Raw genomic sequence first — 17,237 nt, forward strand, 5'->3', positions numbered from 1 at the left:
GACCGGCCGGCCGCCTCAGCGGGGCGCCGGGCCGGTGCGGTGTCTGTACCAGCGTTTGAGCTCCCGGCGCGAGCGGCGGGGCAGCCGGGCCCGCTCCAGCACGTACGCGGCGAAGTGCAGGGCGTCCCACCGGTAGTTGGCCTCCATGGGACGCCCTGTCGCATAGGCGTTGAACAGCCTGCGGTACTCCGCCTCGCCGAGGAGGGCCGGCAGCTGAGGGGCCACCTTGGCGACGATGTCGGCGCGCTTGGCCCGCAGCGCCCCGGCCTGCACCCTGAGCCTGGCCGGATCGAAGCCGGGCGGCGCGGGCGCGTCGGCGACCAGCGCCGACAGCAGCGCCGCCTGGGCCCGGCCCAGCCGGGCCCGCGCGTCATCGGACACCGGTGGCCTCCTGACGCGCGGCGCGGACCACGGCACCGATCCGCTCCAGCTCCCCGGCGAGCTCGGCGAGCGGCGGGAAGTTCTCGTCGCGCTCCAGCAGCACACCGGGCGGCACCGTCCTGGCGCACAGCTGGGCCAGCACATCAAGCACCGGCCCGGTCACCGGATGGCCGTGGCTGTCGTGCCAGACGCCGTCACGTTCGACTCCGCCCGCCACATGGACGTACGCGAGCGCCTCCAGCGGCAGCCGGTCCAGCGCGGCCACCGGGTCCTCGCCCCGGTTCACCCGGTTGGTGTGCAGATTGGCGACATCGATCAGCAGGCCCACGCCGGTGCGCTCGACCAGCTCGGCGAGGAACTCGCCCTCGCTCAGCTCCTCGTCCGGCCAGCTGATCAGGGCCGCGATGTTCTCCACGGCGAGCGGCACCGGCAGCGCGTCCTGCGCGATGCGGATGTTCTCGCACAGCACGTCCAGCGCATCCCGGGTGCGGGGTACCGGCAGCAGGTGACCCGCCTCCATCCGGGGCAGCCCGCTGTCGCCGCCGCCGGCCCGTACGAACGCGATGTGCTCCGTCACCAGGGGAGCGCCCAGGGCCTCGGCGCACTCCGCGAGCGCCGTGAGCCGTTCCTGGGCGGGACGCTCGGCACTTCCGAGGCCGAGCGCGACCCCGTGCGGCACCACGACCGTGCCGCGCGCCCGCAGCCGCAGCAGCGAGTCCGGGAGGTGCCCTGGACAGATGTTCTCCGCGACGACCTCGACCCAGTCGATGCCCGGCAGTGCCTCGATCCCGTCCGCTATCTCGGGCCGCCAGCCGATCCCCGTGCCCAGCTGCTCCATCTCTCACTCCTCCCCGTGCCGCGCGGGGGATCCCTCCCTGAGCCGCGCGGGGGATTCCTGCTCGGTCGGCGGCGGTTCATGCGTGCCCGCCCGGTCTTCAGAGCCGCACTTGAGCTTCGGCCGGAGCGTGTGGCCGCCCTGCGCGCCTCACTTGTCGGGCGGCGCTCCGCGCGGGGCCGAGACCTCGACGAACTCGGCGCGTTTGTGCTCTGTCAGCCGCAGGATGGGCACCGCCTTGTTGCGCGGGTTGCCGTTGTTGAGGAAGGAGAGGAAGCCGCTGCCGCCGGGCACGCTGTCGTCGAGGTTCATCTTGTGGAACATCCGGCCGACCGACTCGCCGGCCACCTCGCCGCCCCACTGCGCCGCCATGCTCACTCCGCGGGCCGCCGTCAGTACGGCGTCGTGCGCCATGATGGCCTGCCCGTCGTCGCGGTCGTCGCGGGGGAACCAGCGGTCCAGCTCGCCCCCGGCACGGAACTTGCGGGCCGTCGCGGCGGAGACCGCGCGCTTCCCGGCCGCGCCGCTGTCCCACATGTCGGGGTGCGCGAGTCCCGTGTACAGCACCTCGACGCCGGTGCGGTGCGCCCGCTCCAGTTCGCGCACGGTCAGGTTGGTGGTGTCGTCACCGGTGACGACGCGGAACTTCTGGTCGGTGCAGGTGCGGTTGGCGAGCGAGTCGAGGAAGTGGGTGAGGTGCCGGCCGCGTCCGGCGAAGAAGACGACCTGCGGCTTCTGCTGGCACAACTGGCCGGTCATATGGCGGATCTCGTTCTCCCAGCCGGTGCGTGCCGACGAGTCGAAGGTCAGCTCCTCGTCCGCGACGATCCGGTGTTCGCCCTTCTTGTCGGGGAACGCCTTCTCGAAGGCGGGTCCCAGCGTGTTCGCGTAGTGGTTCTTGCGCGCGATGTCCTGCACGATCACTGCGGTACGGACGTCCTTGCGGCGCAGATACCCGGCCGCGGCCCGCGCCTCGTCGATATTGGTCGGCGCGACGCGCACGAACCCGGTTATGTCGCGGATGTTGGTGGCGGTCATCGTGCTGGCCACCATCGCGATCCGGTGCTTCTCCAGCGCGCGGAGGGCACTCAGGTTCTCCGTCGTGCTCGGGCCCAGACCGGTGACGGCCACCAGCCGGTCCGGGGCCTTGGTGCGCTCCGCGAGCCGGTCGACGATCTGTTGCCAGTGTGCCGAGGAACTGCCCGAGTTGGCGATCAGCAGCCGGATCTTGGGGGAGCCCCGCAGATCACCGGTGTTGTGGCGGCGCTGCGCCAGGTAGGCGCCCTCCAGCTCGTGCCGGACCGACTCGGCCGAGTTGCTGTCGTCGTCGGTGAGGGTGAACGTCGTCAGATAGGCGATGCTGACGTAGCGGTCCTCCTTCTTCGCCACCCGGTCGTTCTCCGCCTTGATCCGCTCGGTGACGGTCCGCAGATGCGGTGCGAAGGCGTGCGAGCCGTCCGTGACCCCGACACACTCCTGTTTGCCCGGGTGGCCCTGGACGTCCGCCTTGACGACGCCGTCGGCACAGCGGGAACCGCGCTCGCTCAGCCACTGGTAGGTCAGCGGTACCGCGACACCCAGCACGGCCAGGGCCGCCACGACGGCGAGGACGCGCTTGACGACGTGCAGCGGCCAGGTGATCCGGAACATGCTTCACCCTTCCTCGATCCACGTTTGGGGGTGGATCCAACTGCGGTACCGTTCGGCCTCGTTGAGCAGGTGGAGGCTCTCCCCGCGCGGATGCTCCTCGGACAGCCGCTCGAACCGGGCGGCGAGTGTGGGGCCGAGCCGCATCTCGGGGTCCACCAGCGGGTCGTTCCACAGCCAGCGGGCCACCAGCAGACCGCGCACGGCCGCCTCCAGCGGGGTCTCGGCGGCCGAGAGGGAGCGGGTGAGCGGGCCGAGCAGATCGCGGTAGACCTTCTCCAGGGGGACGCGGGTGGGTGCGGCGGTGACGGTGTTGAACTCCGCCACCCAGCGCGGTGTGTCCACCGACTCCAGGCGCCGCACCAGGAACTCGGTGACCGCGCCGATCTGCTGCAGGGCCAGCCGGTGGTACATCGCGCGCACCGGCTGCCCCTCGGCGGTGTAGTGGTCGCTCAGCCGCTGGTGCGCGGCCTCCCAGTCGCCGGGCCGCTCGGCGAGCCGCCACAGCAGCAGCCGCCGCGGCCACGGGTGCAGCACGGGACGGTCGTCGGGGTGGCCGTGCGCGAGCAGGAAACCCGCGTGGGCCTTGGTGAACAGGGAGCCCGAGGGCTCCGCGCGCGCCGAGCCCGCGCCCTCGCCGAACACCTGGCAGCCGACGGAGAGATCAGGTGTTGCCGCGCACGCCTCCAGCGTGGCCCGCTCGGCGGCGTCGAAGCCGTCGAGCAGTGGATCCAGTGCCGCCTCGACCAGCCGGACGCCCTCGTCACCGGCCGGGAGCGGCGGCCGGTCGGCGGAGGTGCGACGACCGGGCCCGTCGCCGTCCTGCCGGCCGTCCTGCCGTGCCTCCTGCCGACCGGCACCGGTCCGGCCGCCGCCTTGCTGCCGACCGTCCTGCCGCCCGAGCCGGGCGGGATGGATCGGGCCCGGCAGCGTCCGTTCGGGCAGCCGCCGCAGCCACGCCGCCCGCTCGTGGCCGCTGCCCGCCGGCAGGTCAGCCTGGTCCAGCAGCGTCAGCACCTGCTGGACGGCGCGCGGCAGTCCGCAGGTGAGCCGGTGCACGAACGGGGCGAGCGCCGGGTCGCGCTGCGGCCGGTCGGAGAGCCGGGTCCGTACTTCGTCCAGCGTCAGGTCCCGCAGCCGCAGCGGATACCAGTACGCTCCGCTCCCCGGCGGTCTGCGCCGGCGCCAGTCGGACAGCCCCGCGTGGTCCGGGGTGCGGACGGACCACCCCCACGGCTCCCCCGAGGGCGGTCCCCAGCCCGGCAGCCATCTGTTCGTGCTGGCGACGACGGTGAGCGGATCACCCGTCGGCGCTGTCGGGGAGCCGAGGCTGCGGGTCGCCGCCCAGGTGTCCTCGCGGGTGGTCAGCAGCAGTTGCAGGAAGCGGCGGCCGTGTTCGGTGTGGCAGCCGTCGAGCAGCAGCAGATACGAGCCCGGCGCGAACGACAGTTCCGCGTTCCGCCGCAGGTCCTCCAGGAACGCCGCGAACAGGATCTGCTCCAGCTTCTCCACGTTCTCCGCGGAGCCCAGGCGCCAGTGGTTGAGCTCGATCACCGCGTCCCACGGATTGGAGCCGCCGGTCAGCCGGTGTGCGGCGTACCAGCGGGCGCTCTCGGTGAAGCGGTGCCGCGACAGCAGCCCGGACACCATACGGGCGCCGTCGCGCGCCGCGCCCATCACCATGTCCTCGAACACCGACGGGATGCCGGCCGGCAGGCCGAGCGCGGATCTGCCCACCTGGAGGAAGCCGGAGAGGTAGTCGCCGTAGTTCTCGAAGGTGCGGTCCTCGAAGTGGCTGAGGCGACGGTGCAGCTGGCGCCGCTGGTCGCGCAGCGGCACCGTGCCGAGGTCGCCGATGTCGCTGTCGGAGGCCAGCAGGCCCAGCGTGAGCCGGGGGAAGCGGGAGACCCGGTAGCGGGCCAGCTTCCGCTCCAACTGCCTGGCGATCAGGCCCAGCGCGTACCGGGGGCGCAGGGGCTGCTCGGAGCCGAAGTTGAGATAGGCGAACGGCGCCTGGTCGGTGCCGAACCGCGCCATCAGCGCCCCGTGCGCGTCGCTGGCGCCGGAGCCGCGGGGCCCCAGCAGCACGATCACCGGCCGCTCCGCCTCCGGCGGCTGCGTCAGACACTCGCCGACCAGCTCCACCAATCCGGCGGGGGCGGTGGGAACGGTGACCCCCGCCCGCCCCGGATACACCTGTGTCATGTCTCGCACGCCCCCCGGCACCTCGCGCTCCGCGCCCCGCCCGGGCTTGATGCCCGCTGGTACGCGCCGCACGCTTCGTGTCCCACTCTGTGCGTCCTGTGAGGAGGATGCCACTATCCGTGGCCGAGTGGCAGGGGATTCCCCGGCATCGGCCGCGGACCGGCGGGTTCAGCTCGCGGCTCGGCGGGTTCGGTCACCGGGTCGGCGGGTTCAGCCCGCGGTACGCAGCGCCGGGTGCTCAGCGACGACCGTGCACGAGCCGGGGGCGACCTCCGTGAACCCGGCGTCCCGCACCACGGGGAGTCCGCTGCCGGTCAGCTGCGCCCAGTGGGCTCCGTCGCGCGCCGGACGCACCGCGAGCGGAAACCCCGCCTGCTGCCAGGCCGTGCGCCCGGCGGCCCCCAACCGCCACCAGGCCAGCTGCGCGCCGTGTCCGGCCTGTGCCATCGCCTTGCCCGCCGACATCTCCACCTCGGGGTTGAGCCAGAGCACGGGCGTACCGGGGTCGGGGGCGACCGGCGGCTTCGGATCGTCCAACTCCGTACCCGAGACCTGCAGCCGCGCCAGCTCCTTGGGCCAGCCGTCCAGCGGGACCGGCGGAAAGACCCGCACCTCGGCGCTGCTCCCGGCCACGGTGATGCCCTCCAGCGGCTGAGCGCGCCGCCACTCCGCGCCCCGCGCCCGCCGTACGACCTTGCGGATCTGAAGCTCCTCCCACAGCCGTACCCGCTTGTGCCACGCGCCGGTCTCCGCCACCGTGCGGGGGTCGGCGAGCAGCGTGAGCACCGCGCGGGCCGCCGTCTCCAAGGCGTCGGTGCGCGCCGGTGGCGCGGCGCGCTCGATACGGACGACGAGGGGCAGGACGAAGCGGTCGGCCCCGGTGGGTTCGGGGTCGGCGGGGTGCTCGGTCGCGGAGTCGGTGAAGGTCACCTGTTCAGTCTGCCAGCGGTAGATGCCGCCCCTATGATCTGGTGCGTGAGGCTGGAGGATGTGGGCCGCCGCTACCGGGTGGGCGGGCCCTGGGTGCTGCGCGGAGTCGACCTCGACGTGCGCGCGGGCACCCTGCTGCGCGTGGAGGGCGGTAACGGAACCGGCAAGTCCACGCTGCTGCGGTTGCTGGCGGGGATCGACGCGCCCAGCGCGGGGCGGGTGCGCGGGCGCCCTCGCACGCGCGGGTACGTCCCCGAACGCTTTCCCGCCGCACTCCCGTTGCCTGCGCTCGGTTACCTCACCCATCTGGGCCGGGTCCGCGGCCTGGGACGACGCGCGGCAGCCCGGGAGGGCGCCGCCTGGCTGGAGCGGCTCGGCGCCGGACAGTACGCCGCGACCCGGATGCGGGAGCTGTCCAAGGGCAGCGCCCAGAAGGTCGCCGTCGCGCAGGCCCTGGTCGGCGGCCCCGAACTGCTGCTGCTCGACGAGGCCTGGACCGGCCTCGACCAGGACGCACGCACGGTCCTGGACGGTGTGGTGCGCGAACGGGTGGCCGCGGGCGGCGCCGTGGTCTTCGTCGACCACGATCCGGCACGGCTCGCCGGCGCCCCGCACGTCATCGTCCGGGTGGCGGCCGGAGGCCGGGTGGCGGCCGAGGTGCCGGCCGGCGCGCGGCGGCCCGCGATGACGCGCATCGAAGCGCTGGGGGCGCCCGGGGCCGGGGTGCCTGAGGGGTTGCCGACAGGCGCGCGCCCGCGGCTCACGCCGTACGGCGAGCTGTCGCTGACGCTGCCCGCCCCCGCTTCCGACGCGGCGCTGCGGGTGCTGCTGGCCGCACGACCCGGCTGGCACGTCCGCTCCGTACGTCCGCTGGGGGAGTGGGAGACGGACGAGGGGAATGACGAGGGGAGTGCCGGGTGAGGGCGACGCTCGCGCTGATCCGCTATCAACTCGCCCTGCTGGTGCGCTCCCAGCGGTGGCTGGCGCCGCTGCTGCTGTACGCCGGGCTGCTGGCCGTCGGTGTGCGGGCCGGGCAGCCGCTGCTGGACTCGTTGGGGCTCGCCGCCGCCGCGCTGCTGCCTTCCGCCGCCTGGCTGGTGCGCGGCTGTGTGACGGCCGAGCCGCCCGCGGCCCGGCACTGCGCGGCTGCCGCGGCGGGGGCCTGGCGGGTGCACCTCGCGGGTGTGGCCGCCGGGGGCGTGGCGGCCCTGCTGTTCGGCTGCGCGGGAGTGGGGCTGGTGGCCGCGACGAGTGCCCCGCGCAGTACGGACGGGTCGGTCGCCGTGCCCTTGCTGCCGGCCGTGGGCGCCGGGCTGTGCGGAATGCTCGCGTGCGTGCTGACGGGGGCCGCGGTGGGGGCGCTGGGCAACCGGCCGCTGGTCCGGTCCCGGGGATATGCGGTGGCCGCCACGCTGCTGGGCAGCGTGGCGGCGCTCGCCCTGGGCGCCTCACCCGCCAACGCGGCGGTCACGGGGCTGGTCCGCGGCTCGGCACAGGGAGCCGTCCAGGTGCCGTGGGTGCCGTCGCTGTGCGCCGTGGCCCTCGCGGGCCTCGCCGCGGCGGCGGCCTGCGCGGTGGCCACCCGCCGCGAGTGAGGGCTCCTGTTCTTCCCGCTTTCCCCGGCTCCTTCGGGGCGCGTCCCGTCAGTGCTTCCAGGGCCCGGTGACCGCGAAGGTCGTGCCCGGTGTGTAGCAGTTGACGTACATGGTGCGGCCGTCGGGTGCGAAGGTCACGCCCGCGAACTCGCCCCACTCCGGCTCCTCGGGGGTGCCGATGTTCTGGGCGCCCCGCGCCATCGGGTAGACCGTGCCCTTCCGGGTGAGACCGTAGACGTGCTGTGCTCCCGCGCCGTCCTCGCACACCATCAGTCCGCCGTTGGGGGCGAGGCAGATGTTGTCGGGCTCCTCGCCCGGCAGCTGCACATCGGTGTCGGGGCCGAAGACGATGACGAGGGTGAGCCGGCGGCGGCGCGGATCGTAGCGCCAGATCTGCCCGTAGTGGTCGCCCTGCGAACCCTCGGCGCTGCGCGCGTAGCTGGAGACGAAGTAGACGCAGGAGCCGCCCCAGTAGCACCCCTCCAGCTTCTGTGCATGGGTGATGCCCCCCTTGCCGAAGTCCTGGAGGCGGATGGGGGTCTGCGCGGCGAGCGGGTCGGGGACCTCCACCCACTCGACGCCGTCGAAGGAGCTGCCCGTCTCGGTGACGGCCGAGAGGTCGGGCACGCCCGGCACCCGCATGGCCTCCAGCCTGCCACCCGCGTGCAGCGAACCGTATCCGCCCTTGGGCTTGTCGGGCAGGAAGCGGTAGAAGAGCCCGAAGGGTTTGTCGAAGGCGTCCTCGGTCTCGTAGACCACACCGGTACGCGGATCGAAGGCGACGGCCTCGTGCTGGAAGCGGCCCATGGCCTTCAGCGGCTCGACCGAGGTGGGGCGGCGCCGGTCGAAGCCGACCTCGAAGATGAAGCCGTGGTCCTTGGTGTAGCCCTCCTCGCCGGCCCGGAACTCGGTTTCCTCGCAGGTCAGCCAGGTGCCCCAGAGGCTCGGTCCGCCGGCGCAGTTGGTGGAGGTGCCCGCGATGCCCACGCGCTCGGTCAGCACGTCGTTGTCGCCGTCCACTTCGAGGACCGTGCAGCCGCCCTCGGCCTCCGGGTCGTAGGTCAGCCCCTCGACCGTGGGGACGGGCACCCGGGAGTCCATCCGGTTCTCGTGGTTGCGCACCAGCCAGGTGCGGCCCCTGCCATGGCCGTGACCGTGGCCGCGCCGCTCACCGGCGAAGGCGGCCATGCCGTCGAAGTTGCTGGGGACCTTGCCCTCTCCCGAGCGGAGCTGATCGCCCTCGCGGGAGAGCACCTTGTAGCGGAAGCCCTTGGGCAGATCGAGCAGCCCGTCGGGGTCGGGGACGAGCGGGCCGTAGCCCGCCCTGCCGCCGGTGGCCTGGGCGGCGGCGGTCCCTGTGAACAGTTCCGAAAGCGCGCCGCTGAAGGCGACCGCGGCTCCAGCGGCTCCGGTTCTTGCCAGCACTTGACGTCGGCTCGTGGACATCGGGCACTCTCCCCTGTTGGCGGACAGGTGAACCCAGTGTGTGTACCACGCGTACCAGCAAGCGCACACCGCTCAGGACGCAACCGGAGTCAACTCGGCCGGGTCTGTACCCCGCTGCCGACGCGGATCAGCCGCCCCCGGTTCGGATCAGCCGCCGGCCTCGGCGCGCGCATCAGCCGCCGGTGCCGGCGAGTCCGCCGCCGTCCCGGGCGAGCGCGGTCAGCCGGGAGATCGCCCGGAAGTACTTCTTGCGGTACCCGCCCTTGAGCATCTCCTCGCTGAACAGCTCGTCGAAGGGCACTCCGGAGGCCAGCACGGGGACCTCGCGGTCGTAGAGCCGGTCGGCGAGCACGACCAGGCGCAGCGCAGTCGACTGGTCGGGCACCGGCCCGAGCCCTGTCAGACAGACCGCCTGCACGCCCTTGACCAGCGCGCCGTAGCGGCTGGGGTGGACGCGCGAGAGATGGTCCAGCAGCGCGGGGAAGGCGTCCAGCGAGGCGCCGGGTATCCGGTGCGCGGCGCGGGTGACCTCTTCGTCGGTGTACGGCTCGGGGGCCTCGGGCAGCCCGCGGTGGCGGTAGTCCTCGCCGTCGATGCGCAGGGTGCGGAAGTGCGCGGACAGGCCCTGGATCTCCCGCAGGAAGTCGGCGGCGGCGAACCGCCCCTCGCCCAGCTTGCCCGGCAGCGTGTTCGAGGTCGCCGCGAGGGCCACGCCGTTGTCCACCAGTCTGGCCAGCAGGCTGGAGACGAGCACCGTGTCGCCCGGGTCGTCCAGCTCGAACTCGTCGATGCACAGCAACTGGTGGTCGCCGAGCGTCTGCACGGTCTGCTGGAAGCCCAGCGCGCCCACCAGGTTGGTCAGCTCGACGAAGGTGCCGAACGCCTTGCGCTCGGGGGCGGCCGGTGCCGCGTGCCACAGGGAGGCGAGCAGATGGGTCTTGCCGACGCCGTAGCCGCCGTCCAGGTACACGCCCCGGGGACCGGCGGGGGTCGCCTGCTTGGGCACCCGGCGGAACCAGCGCTTAGGCCCGCCGCTGCCGCCGCTCCGCGCCGCGCCGCCGAGGCCCTGTGCGAACGCGGCCAGTACCTGGACCGCCTCGGTCTGGCTGGGCTGCGCGGGGTCGGGTATGTAGGTGTCGAAGCGCACGCCGTCGAAGCGCGGTGGCGGCACCATCTCGGCAACCAACTGGTCGGCCGGTACGCGCGGCTCCAGTGCGGTCAGGGCGGCGGGGGCGTCGCCGGGGGCCCGGGAGCCGGTCTCGGATATGTGCGCTTCGGTCGTTGACACGATTGTCATGCTAGTCGGCCCGCCCCCGCGGACGTGCCGCCCGCCGGGCGTGCGCCGTGCCACACTGCGCTGCATGCGACGCCTGTTCCCATCGAGTAACGCCCCTGTACCGACCCCTGACGCGCCCGCACCGGACGTCTCGGCCCCGGAGTGGAGCATCGCGGAGATCGCCGAGGAGTACGCCTATCCGCCGGTGGGCGAGGGCGCCGACGAAGCGGACCGGTGGCTGCGCGGCAACATGGTCGCCTCCCTGGACGGTGCCATCCACCACGGCGGGCGGTCCCAGCCGCTCTCCTCCAAGGCCGACATGTGGATCTTCGGGGTGCTGCGGGCACTCGCCGACGTGGTGGTCGTCGGCGCCCGGACCGTACGCCAGGAGGGGTACCGGCCCGCCAAGCGGCGCAGCGGCTTCGCCGACCGCCGTGCCGCCGCCGGGCAGGCGCCGGTGCCCGCCATCGCGGTGGTCAGCGCCGGTCTGGAGCTGGACTTCTCGGCACCCCTGTTCACCGAGCCCGTCGTCCCCACGCTGCTGATCACCGGCAGCGGTGCCCCGGCGGACCGGGTGGCGGAGGCGAGCCGGGCCGGTGCCGAGGTCGTCTTCGCAGGTGAGGGCAGCTCCGCGGACCCGTCGCGAGTGCCGGGGCTGCTCGCCGCGCGGGGGCTGCGGCGGCAGCTGACGGAGGGCGGCCCCACATTGCTTGGGGAATTCGCCGATGCCGGGGTACTTGATGAGCTATGTCTGTCGATCTCCCCTCGAATCGTCGCCGGATCGGCGCCGCGGATCATGAACGGGCCCGTCCTGCCGGACCCCGACGAGTTCACGTTGGAAGGGGTGCTGGAAGAAGAAGGGTTCCTCTTCACGCGTTACCGTCGGTTGCGACCCACTGCGGAATGAGACGTTCCGCTTCTGTGTCGCTGGGCAGACTGACAATCGCAGGACCCGTGGGAACACGGGGCAGCAGGGTTTCTTTCCGACCGCAGAAAGGGCGCCCGTCGTGATCACGACAGTGCTGATGATCGAGAAGCCACTGGTGTCCGCCGACGCGGAGATGGTGACGACGCTGCACGGCGAGGAGCCCGTCTCCTTCGTCGTCCTCATGCAGCCGCGCGGCGACCAGGACCGACTGCTGCGAGCGCTGGACGATGTGGCGCTCGGCGAACTGGACCAAGTGGTGCGTGAGGGCGACGAGCCCGAGGGCGGCGACGCCGTCGGGCCCGCCGAGCAGGCCCTGGAGCTCTCCTTGAAGCGCCTCAGAGACGCCGGCTGCGAGGCCGTCGGTCAGATCATCGAGGAGCACCCCCTCGATGTGCTGAAGTCCGTCGCCGACCAGACCCGCGCCGACGAGGTCATCGTCTTGACCGCCCCCCATCTGGTCGAGGAGTTCTTCCACCGGGACTGGGCCTCCCGGGCCCGGCACAAGGTCGGCGTGCCGGTGCTGAAGCTGTTCGCGCACAACGACGAGGAGTAGCGGCCGGGGACAGCGGGGGAGGGGGGTGGCTGTGCTCCGGACGGGAGGCCGCACCGCATAGGCTTGCGCCGTTCCTCGTCCTCCCCGGCCCGCGGTCGGGAGGTGCCCGATCGAGCCAGCAGGAGAAGTCCGTATGACCGCTGCCGCCACTCCCTCCCTCCCCTCCGCCATGGAGCGGCCGCACTTCGTCGGGATCGGTGGCGCGGGGATGTCCGGCATCGCGAAGATCCTGGCGGTGCGCGGCGCCCGGGTCGCGGGCAGCGACGCCCGTGAGTCGGCGACGGCCGACGCGCTGCGCGGTTTCGGCGTGACCGTCCACATCGGTCACGCCACCGCGCACCTGGCGCCGGACGCGACGGTCGTGGTCGTCTCCAGCGCCATCCGCGAGGACAACCCGGAGCTGGTCGAGGCGAACCGGCGCGGTCTTCCGGTGCTGCACCGCGCCGACGCGCTGGCCGCGCTGATGGAGGGGCTGCGCCCGCTGGCCGTCGCCGGTACCCACGGCAAGACGACGACCACCTCGATGCTCGCCGTCAGCCTGGCCGATCTGGGCCTGGACCCCTCCTACGCGATCGGCGGCGATCTGGAGGGACCCGGCTCCAACGCGCACCAGGGCACCGGGGAGATCTTCGTCGCGGAGGCGGACGAGAGCGACCGGAGTTTCCACAAGTACGCGCCCGAGGTCGCCATCGTCCTCAATGTGGAACTCGACCACCACGCCAACTACGCCTCCATGGAGGAGATCTACGAGTCCTTCGAGACGTTCGCCGACCGCATCGTGGACGGCGGCACCCTGGTGATCTCCGCCGACCAGGAGGGGGCGCGGGAGCTGACCCGGCGGCTGCGCGCCGCTCCGCGCGAGCGTGCGCTCACCATCCGTACGTACGGGCAGGCCGAGGACGCCGACGTACGGGTTCTCAAGATCACCCCGAAGGGGCTGACCAGCGAGGTCGTCGTCGTGCTGGACAGCGCGGAGCTGGCCTTCGACGTCGCGGTCCCCGGCAACCACTACGCCCTCAACGCGGTGGCGGCCCTCGCCGCGGGTGCGGCGCTGGGGGTGCCCGCCGGGGAGCTGGGGCGCGCGCTCGGCTCGTACACCGGCGTCAAGCGCCGCCTCCAGCTCAAGGGGCTGGCCCGTGGCGTACAGGTGATCGACTCCTACGCCCATCACCCCACCGAGATGACCGCCGACCTGGAGGCCATCAGGGGCGGTGCGCGAGACAGCCGGGTACTGGTGGTCTTCCAGCCGCACCTCTTCAGCCGCACCCAGGAGCTGGGCAAGGAGATGGGGGAGGCCCTGGCGCTGGCCGACGGCTCGGTCGTGCTGCCGATCTATCCGGCGCGCGAGGACCCGATCCCGGGCGTGACCAGCGCGCTGATCACCGACGCGGCGCAGGCCGCGGGCGCGGCCGTGCGTGCCGTGGACGCGCCGGCCGAGGCCGTGGAGGCGGTGGTGGGAATGGCCGAGCCCGGCGATCTCGTTCTCACCATGGGCGCGGGTGACGTCACGGAGCTGGGCCCCGGGATTCTCGCCCGGCTCGCGGAGTGACGGGCCGCCGCCCGCACCCCGCCCGTACCCCGAACAGCGCTGAGGAGCCGAGATGGCCTACGAGATCGACAAGACCGAGGAGCAGTGGCGCGCGGAGCTGACGCCCGAGGAGTACCACGTGCTGCGCGAGTCCGGTACGGAGCGCCCGTTCACCGGTGAGTACACCGACACCGAGACCACGGGCGTCTACACCTGCCGGGCCTGCGGCGCCGAGCTGTTCCGCTCGGACACCAAGTTCGCCTCCCACTGCGGCTGGCCCAGCTTCTACGACCCGGCCGACTCGGACGCCGTCGAGCTGCTGACCGACAGCTCCATGGGCATGGTCCGCACCGAGGTCCGCTGCGCCCGCTGCGGCTCCCACCTCGGGCACGTCTTCGAGGGCGAGGGCTATCCGACGCCCACGGATCAGCGCTACTGCATCAACTCGATCTCCTTGAAGCTGGAGCCCAAGGAGTAGGAAGACCGAAGTGCCCGCCCTCCGGCGGAATACGCGACCGACCCCGGCAGTTCATTTGTACGCTGCACGCAGCTGATGTCATGCGTCTGGTCATGCGGCGCGACACGGTGGACAGCGCAACAGTGAACTCAACAGTGAAGGGGTGGCGAGGCGCGTGGGGGAGAGCTTGGCTGCGGGGCCGGGTGGGCACATAGGTACGGCGGCGGGCGGGCGTTGGATCGTCCCCGTACTGGCGTTCGGTGGGATCTCCGTCGCCGTCATGCAGACCCTCATCGTCCCGGTCGTCGCCCAACTGCCGACCCTGCTGCACACCACGACGTCCAACGCCTCCTGGGTGATCACCTCCACCCTGCTGTCCGGCGCCGTCGCCACGCCCATCATGGGCAGGCTCGGCGATCTGTACGGGAAGCGGCGGATCGTGCTGCTGAGCCTGGGACTGATGGTGCTCGGCTCGCTGATGTGCGGCTTCACCTCGGCGCTGGTGCCGATGGTCGCCGGGCGAGCCGTGCAGGGGTTCGCGATGGGCGCCATTCCGCTGGGCATCGGCATCATGCGCGACGCGCTGCCGCCCGAACGACTGGGCTCGGCCATGGCGTTCATGAGCTCGTCGCTCGGAGTGGGCGGCGCGCTGGGCATGCCGCTGGCCGCCTACATCGCCCAGTACACCGACTGGCATGTGCTCTTCTTCGGCTCGGCGGGCATCGGCGCGCTCGCCATGGTGCTCGTCGCCCTCCTGGTGCCCGAGTCCCCGACCCGCGCCCCTGGCCGCTTCGACGTGCTGGGCACCCTGGGGCTGACCGCGGGACTGGTGACGCTGCTGCTGCCCATCTCCAAGGGCGGTGACTGGGGCTGGTCGAGCGGCACCGTACTGGGCCTGTTCGGTTCCGCCGCGGTGATCTTCGCCGTCTGGGGGCTGTTCGAACTGCGGATCCCCCACCCGCTGGTGGACCTGCGTACGACGGCCCGCCGCCAGGTGCTGCTGACCAACCTCGCCTCCATCATGGTCGGCCTCGCCTTCTACGCCCTCACACTGGTCCTGCCGCAACTCCTGCAACTGCCCGCCGCCACCGGATACGGGCTCGGCCAGTCGATGGTGGTCTCCGGGCTGTGCGTGGCGCCCATGGGCATCGCCATGATGCTCGTCTCCTCGCTGTCGGCGCGGCTGTCCAAGGCTCGCGGCCCCAAGGTGTCGCTGATGACGGGTCTGCTGATCCTGGCCGTCTCCTATCTGCTGGGCACCCGGCTGATGTCGGCGGTGTGGCAGACGGTGGTGCTGTCCGTGCTGATCGGCGTCGGCATCGGAATCGCCTACTCCGCGATGCCCGCACTGATCCTCAAAGCCGTCGCCCCCTCCGAGTCCGGCGCGGCCAACGGGCTGAACACTCTGATGCGTTCGATCGGGACATCGACGTCGAGCGCGGTCGTCGGCGTGGTCCTCGCCCATATGACCAGCCCGCTCGGCGCCACCCGGGTGCCCAACATGGACGGCTTCCGTACGGCCTTCCTCATCGCGGCGGGCGCGGCGGTGCTGGGCCTCCTGATCGCCGCGTTCCTGCCGTCATCCTCCGGCCGCGACACCGGCGCGCCCCGTCAGGGGCACGGGGAACCGCGCGAGCTGCCACCAAGCTCCCGCAGTCCGCGAACGACCAGTAGGGGCATCCCCTCTCCGAACCGCTAGCGCAGCACCGCGGCGGACGCCGGCGGCAGCCGCACCGCACCGTCCACCACCCGCGTCTCCGGCTCCCAGGCGGCGAGCAGCGCCGCCTGCGCGGAGGGCAGCGGCACGGTTGCCGCACGCTCCGCGGAGAAGTTCACCGCGACGTACAGCGGCCCGTTGCAAAGCAGCAACCACCGCTCATCGCCGCCCTCCGCGCAGCGGACACCCGCCTCGCCCAACGGCAGGTGCGCCAGCACGGGATGGGCCCGGCGCACCCCCAGCAGCGTGCGGTGCCAGTCCAGCAGCCGGGCGTGCGGCGCCCGGGAGGGCTCGTCCCAGTCCAGGCACGAGCGGCGGCGGGTCGCCGGGTCCTGCGGGTCGGGGATCTCCTCGGCCTCCCACCCGTGTTCCGCGAACTCCCGTCGCCGCCCCGCGCGTACGGCCTCGGCCAGTTCGGCGTCCTGGTGGTCGGTGAAGTACTGCCAGGGGGTGCGGGCGCCCCACTCCTCGCCCATGAACAGCATCGGCGTTCCCGGCGCCAGCAGTACCAGTGCGGCCGCGCACGCCAGCAGTCCGGGCGGCAGGGACATGGAAAGCCGGTCGCCCAGCGCCCGGTTGCCGATCTGGTCGTGCGTCTGCGCGTACGCCAGGAAGCGGTGTGCCGGGGTCTCGGCGGCTCCGGGACGGCGCACGGGCCGGCCGTGGCCGCGCCCGCGGAAGCTGGAGTACGTACCGTCGTGGAAGAAGGCGCCGGTCAGCGTCTTGGTGAGGGCGGCGAGCGGTGCGGCTGCGAAGTCGGCGTAATAGCCGTGCGACTCGCCGGTCAGCGCGGTGTGCAGGGCGTGGTGGAAGTCGTCGTTCCACTGGGCGTGCACGCCATGGCCGTTGGCGCTGCGCGGGGCCGTGGTGCGCGGGTCGTTCAGATCGGACTCGGCGATCAGGAACAGCGGGCGCCCGGTGTGTGCGGCCAGCGTGTCGACGGCCTCGGACAGCTGGGCCAGGAAGTGCTCCGCACGGGTGTCGGCCAGCGCGTGGACGGCGTCCAGCCGCAGCCCGTCGAGGTGGTGGTCGCGCAGAAAGGCCAGCGCGCTGCCGATGAGGTGGGCGCGCACCTCGTCGGAACCGGGCGCGTCCAGGTTGACGGCCGAACCCCAGGGGGTGCGGTGGCGGTCGGTGAAGTACGGCCCGAACGCCGGCAGTCGGTTCCCGGACGGGCCCAGATGGTTGTGCACGACGTCCAGGACGACCCCGAGGCCGTGGCCGTGTGCGGCGTCCACGAACGCCTTCAGCCCGTCCGGCCCCCCGTAGGGCTCGTGCACCGCCCACAGCGCCACTCCGTCGTAGCCCCAGCCGTGGGTGCCGGGGAACGGACAGACGGGCATCAGCTCGACATGGCTGACACCCAGGTCCGCCAGGTGGCCGAGACGGTCGATCGCCGCCTCGAAGGTGCCCTGGGGCGTGAAGGTGCCGATGTGCAGCTCGTACAGGACGGCCCCGGGCAGCGGCACCCCCCGCCAGGGGTGCCGCCAGGTGTACGCGTCGTGTTCGACGACGGCGCTGAGCCCTTCGGGCCCGTCGGGCTGGCGGCGCGACCTCGGGTCCGGCAGTACCGGCCCGCCGTCGAGGGAGAAGCCGTAGCGGGTGCCGTCCCGGGCCGGTGCCTCGGCCTGCCACCACCCCCGGTGGGTGGGCGAGGGGGTCATCGGGAGCCCGGGGGCGGGCGGGAGATGCAGGGTGACGGTTCGCGCGGTGGGAGCCCATACGTCGAACAGCATGCG

Annotated in this window: 13 protein-coding genes and 1 pseudogene; 7 read left to right on the forward strand and 7 right to left on the reverse strand. The window is 72.7% G+C overall.

The annotated features are described in order from the left end of the window. Positions 1-15 precede the first annotated feature (15 nt). The 4 genes and pseudogenes from JW613_RS17615 to JW613_RS17630 form a co-directional block, all read right to left on the reverse strand. Positions 16-1,219, reverse strand: a pseudogene (locus tag JW613_RS17615) (MbnB/TglH/ChrH family RiPP precursor modification enzyme). A gap of 147 nt (positions 1,220-1,366) precedes the next feature. Continuing rightward, positions 1,367-2,866, reverse strand: a complete 1,500-nt coding sequence (locus JW613_RS17620; protein WP_209211776.1) for an ABC transporter substrate-binding protein — start codon at positions 2,864-2,866, stop codon at positions 1,367-1,369. 3 nt (positions 2,867-2,869) lie between these two features. Then, the gene (locus tag JW613_RS17625) at positions 2,870-5,068 is read right to left on the reverse strand and encodes a hypothetical protein (protein WP_372447962.1); all 2,199 of its coding nucleotides are present in this window, start codon (positions 5,066-5,068) and stop codon (positions 2,870-2,872) included. 210 nt (positions 5,069-5,278) lie between these two features. Next, on the reverse strand, positions 5,279-5,998 hold the full coding sequence (locus JW613_RS17630) for a peptidyl-tRNA hydrolase (RefSeq protein WP_209211778.1): 720 nt from the start codon (positions 5,996-5,998) through the stop codon (positions 5,279-5,281). Between the two features lie 33 nt (positions 5,999-6,031). On the opposite strand from JW613_RS17630, the gene JW613_RS17635 reads away from it, so the two are divergent. Next, complete coding sequence (locus JW613_RS17635) at positions 6,032-6,919, forward strand: ABC transporter ATP-binding protein (RefSeq protein WP_209211779.1); 888 nt, start codon at positions 6,032-6,034, stop codon at positions 6,917-6,919. After that, complete coding sequence (locus tag JW613_RS17640; protein ID WP_209211780.1) at positions 6,916-7,593, forward strand: ABC transporter; 678 nt, start codon at positions 6,916-6,918, stop codon at positions 7,591-7,593. The genes JW613_RS17635 and JW613_RS17640 overlap by 4 nt, the downstream gene beginning before the upstream one ends. 48 nt (positions 7,594-7,641) lie before the next feature. On the opposite strand, the gene JW613_RS17645 is transcribed toward JW613_RS17640, so the two are convergent. Both JW613_RS17645 and zapE read right to left on the reverse strand, forming a co-directional pair. Next, entirely contained in the window at positions 7,642-9,039 is a 1,398-nt protein-coding gene (locus tag JW613_RS17645) for an alkaline phosphatase PhoX (protein WP_209211781.1), read from the reverse strand. 172 nt (positions 9,040-9,211) lie between these two features. Beyond that, a complete protein-coding gene (zapE, locus tag JW613_RS17650; protein ID WP_209211782.1) occupies positions 9,212-10,336 on the reverse strand; it encodes a cell division protein ZapE in 1,125 nt (374 codons plus the stop codon). Positions 10,337-10,400: 64 nt separating this feature from the next. On the opposite strand from zapE, the gene JW613_RS17655 reads away from it, so the two are divergent. The 5 genes from JW613_RS17655 to JW613_RS17675 all read left to right on the forward strand — a co-directional run bounded on the left by JW613_RS17655 (position 10,401) and on the right by JW613_RS17675 (position 15,480). Continuing rightward, on the forward strand, positions 10,401-11,222 hold the full coding sequence (locus JW613_RS17655; protein ID WP_209211783.1) for a pyrimidine reductase family protein: 822 nt from the start codon (positions 10,401-10,403) through the stop codon (positions 11,220-11,222). 100 nt (positions 11,223-11,322) lie between these two features. After that, entirely contained in the window at positions 11,323-11,796 is a 474-nt protein-coding gene (locus tag JW613_RS17660) for an indole-3-glycerol phosphate synthase (RefSeq protein WP_209211784.1), read from the forward strand. Between the two features lie 133 nt (positions 11,797-11,929). After that, a complete protein-coding gene (murC, locus tag JW613_RS17665; protein WP_209211785.1) occupies positions 11,930-13,345 on the forward strand; it encodes a UDP-N-acetylmuramate--L-alanine ligase in 1,416 nt (471 codons plus the stop codon). Positions 13,346-13,397: 52 nt separating this feature from the next. Then, a complete protein-coding gene (gene msrB, locus JW613_RS17670) occupies positions 13,398-13,802 on the forward strand; it encodes a peptide-methionine (R)-S-oxide reductase MsrB (protein ID WP_209211786.1) in 405 nt (134 codons plus the stop codon). A gap of 154 nt (positions 13,803-13,956) precedes the next feature. After that, positions 13,957-15,480 (forward strand): MFS transporter, encoded by a 1,524-nt coding sequence (locus tag JW613_RS17675; RefSeq protein WP_209211787.1) that lies wholly within the window; start codon positions 13,957-13,959, stop codon positions 15,478-15,480. Here the strand turns inward: JW613_RS17675 and treZ are convergent. After that, positions 15,477-17,234, reverse strand: coding sequence for a malto-oligosyltrehalose trehalohydrolase (treZ, locus tag JW613_RS17680; protein ID WP_209211788.1), 1,758 nt, complete (start codon positions 17,232-17,234; stop codon positions 15,477-15,479). The two genes, JW613_RS17675 and treZ, sit on opposite strands and share 4 nt — an antisense overlap. Between the last annotated feature and the right edge of the window lie 3 nt (positions 17,235-17,237).

This window comes from Streptomyces smyrnaeus (assembly GCF_017676345.1).
GTDB classification, from domain to species: Bacteria; Actinomycetota; Actinomycetes; order Streptomycetales; family Streptomycetaceae; genus Streptomyces; species Streptomyces smyrnaeus.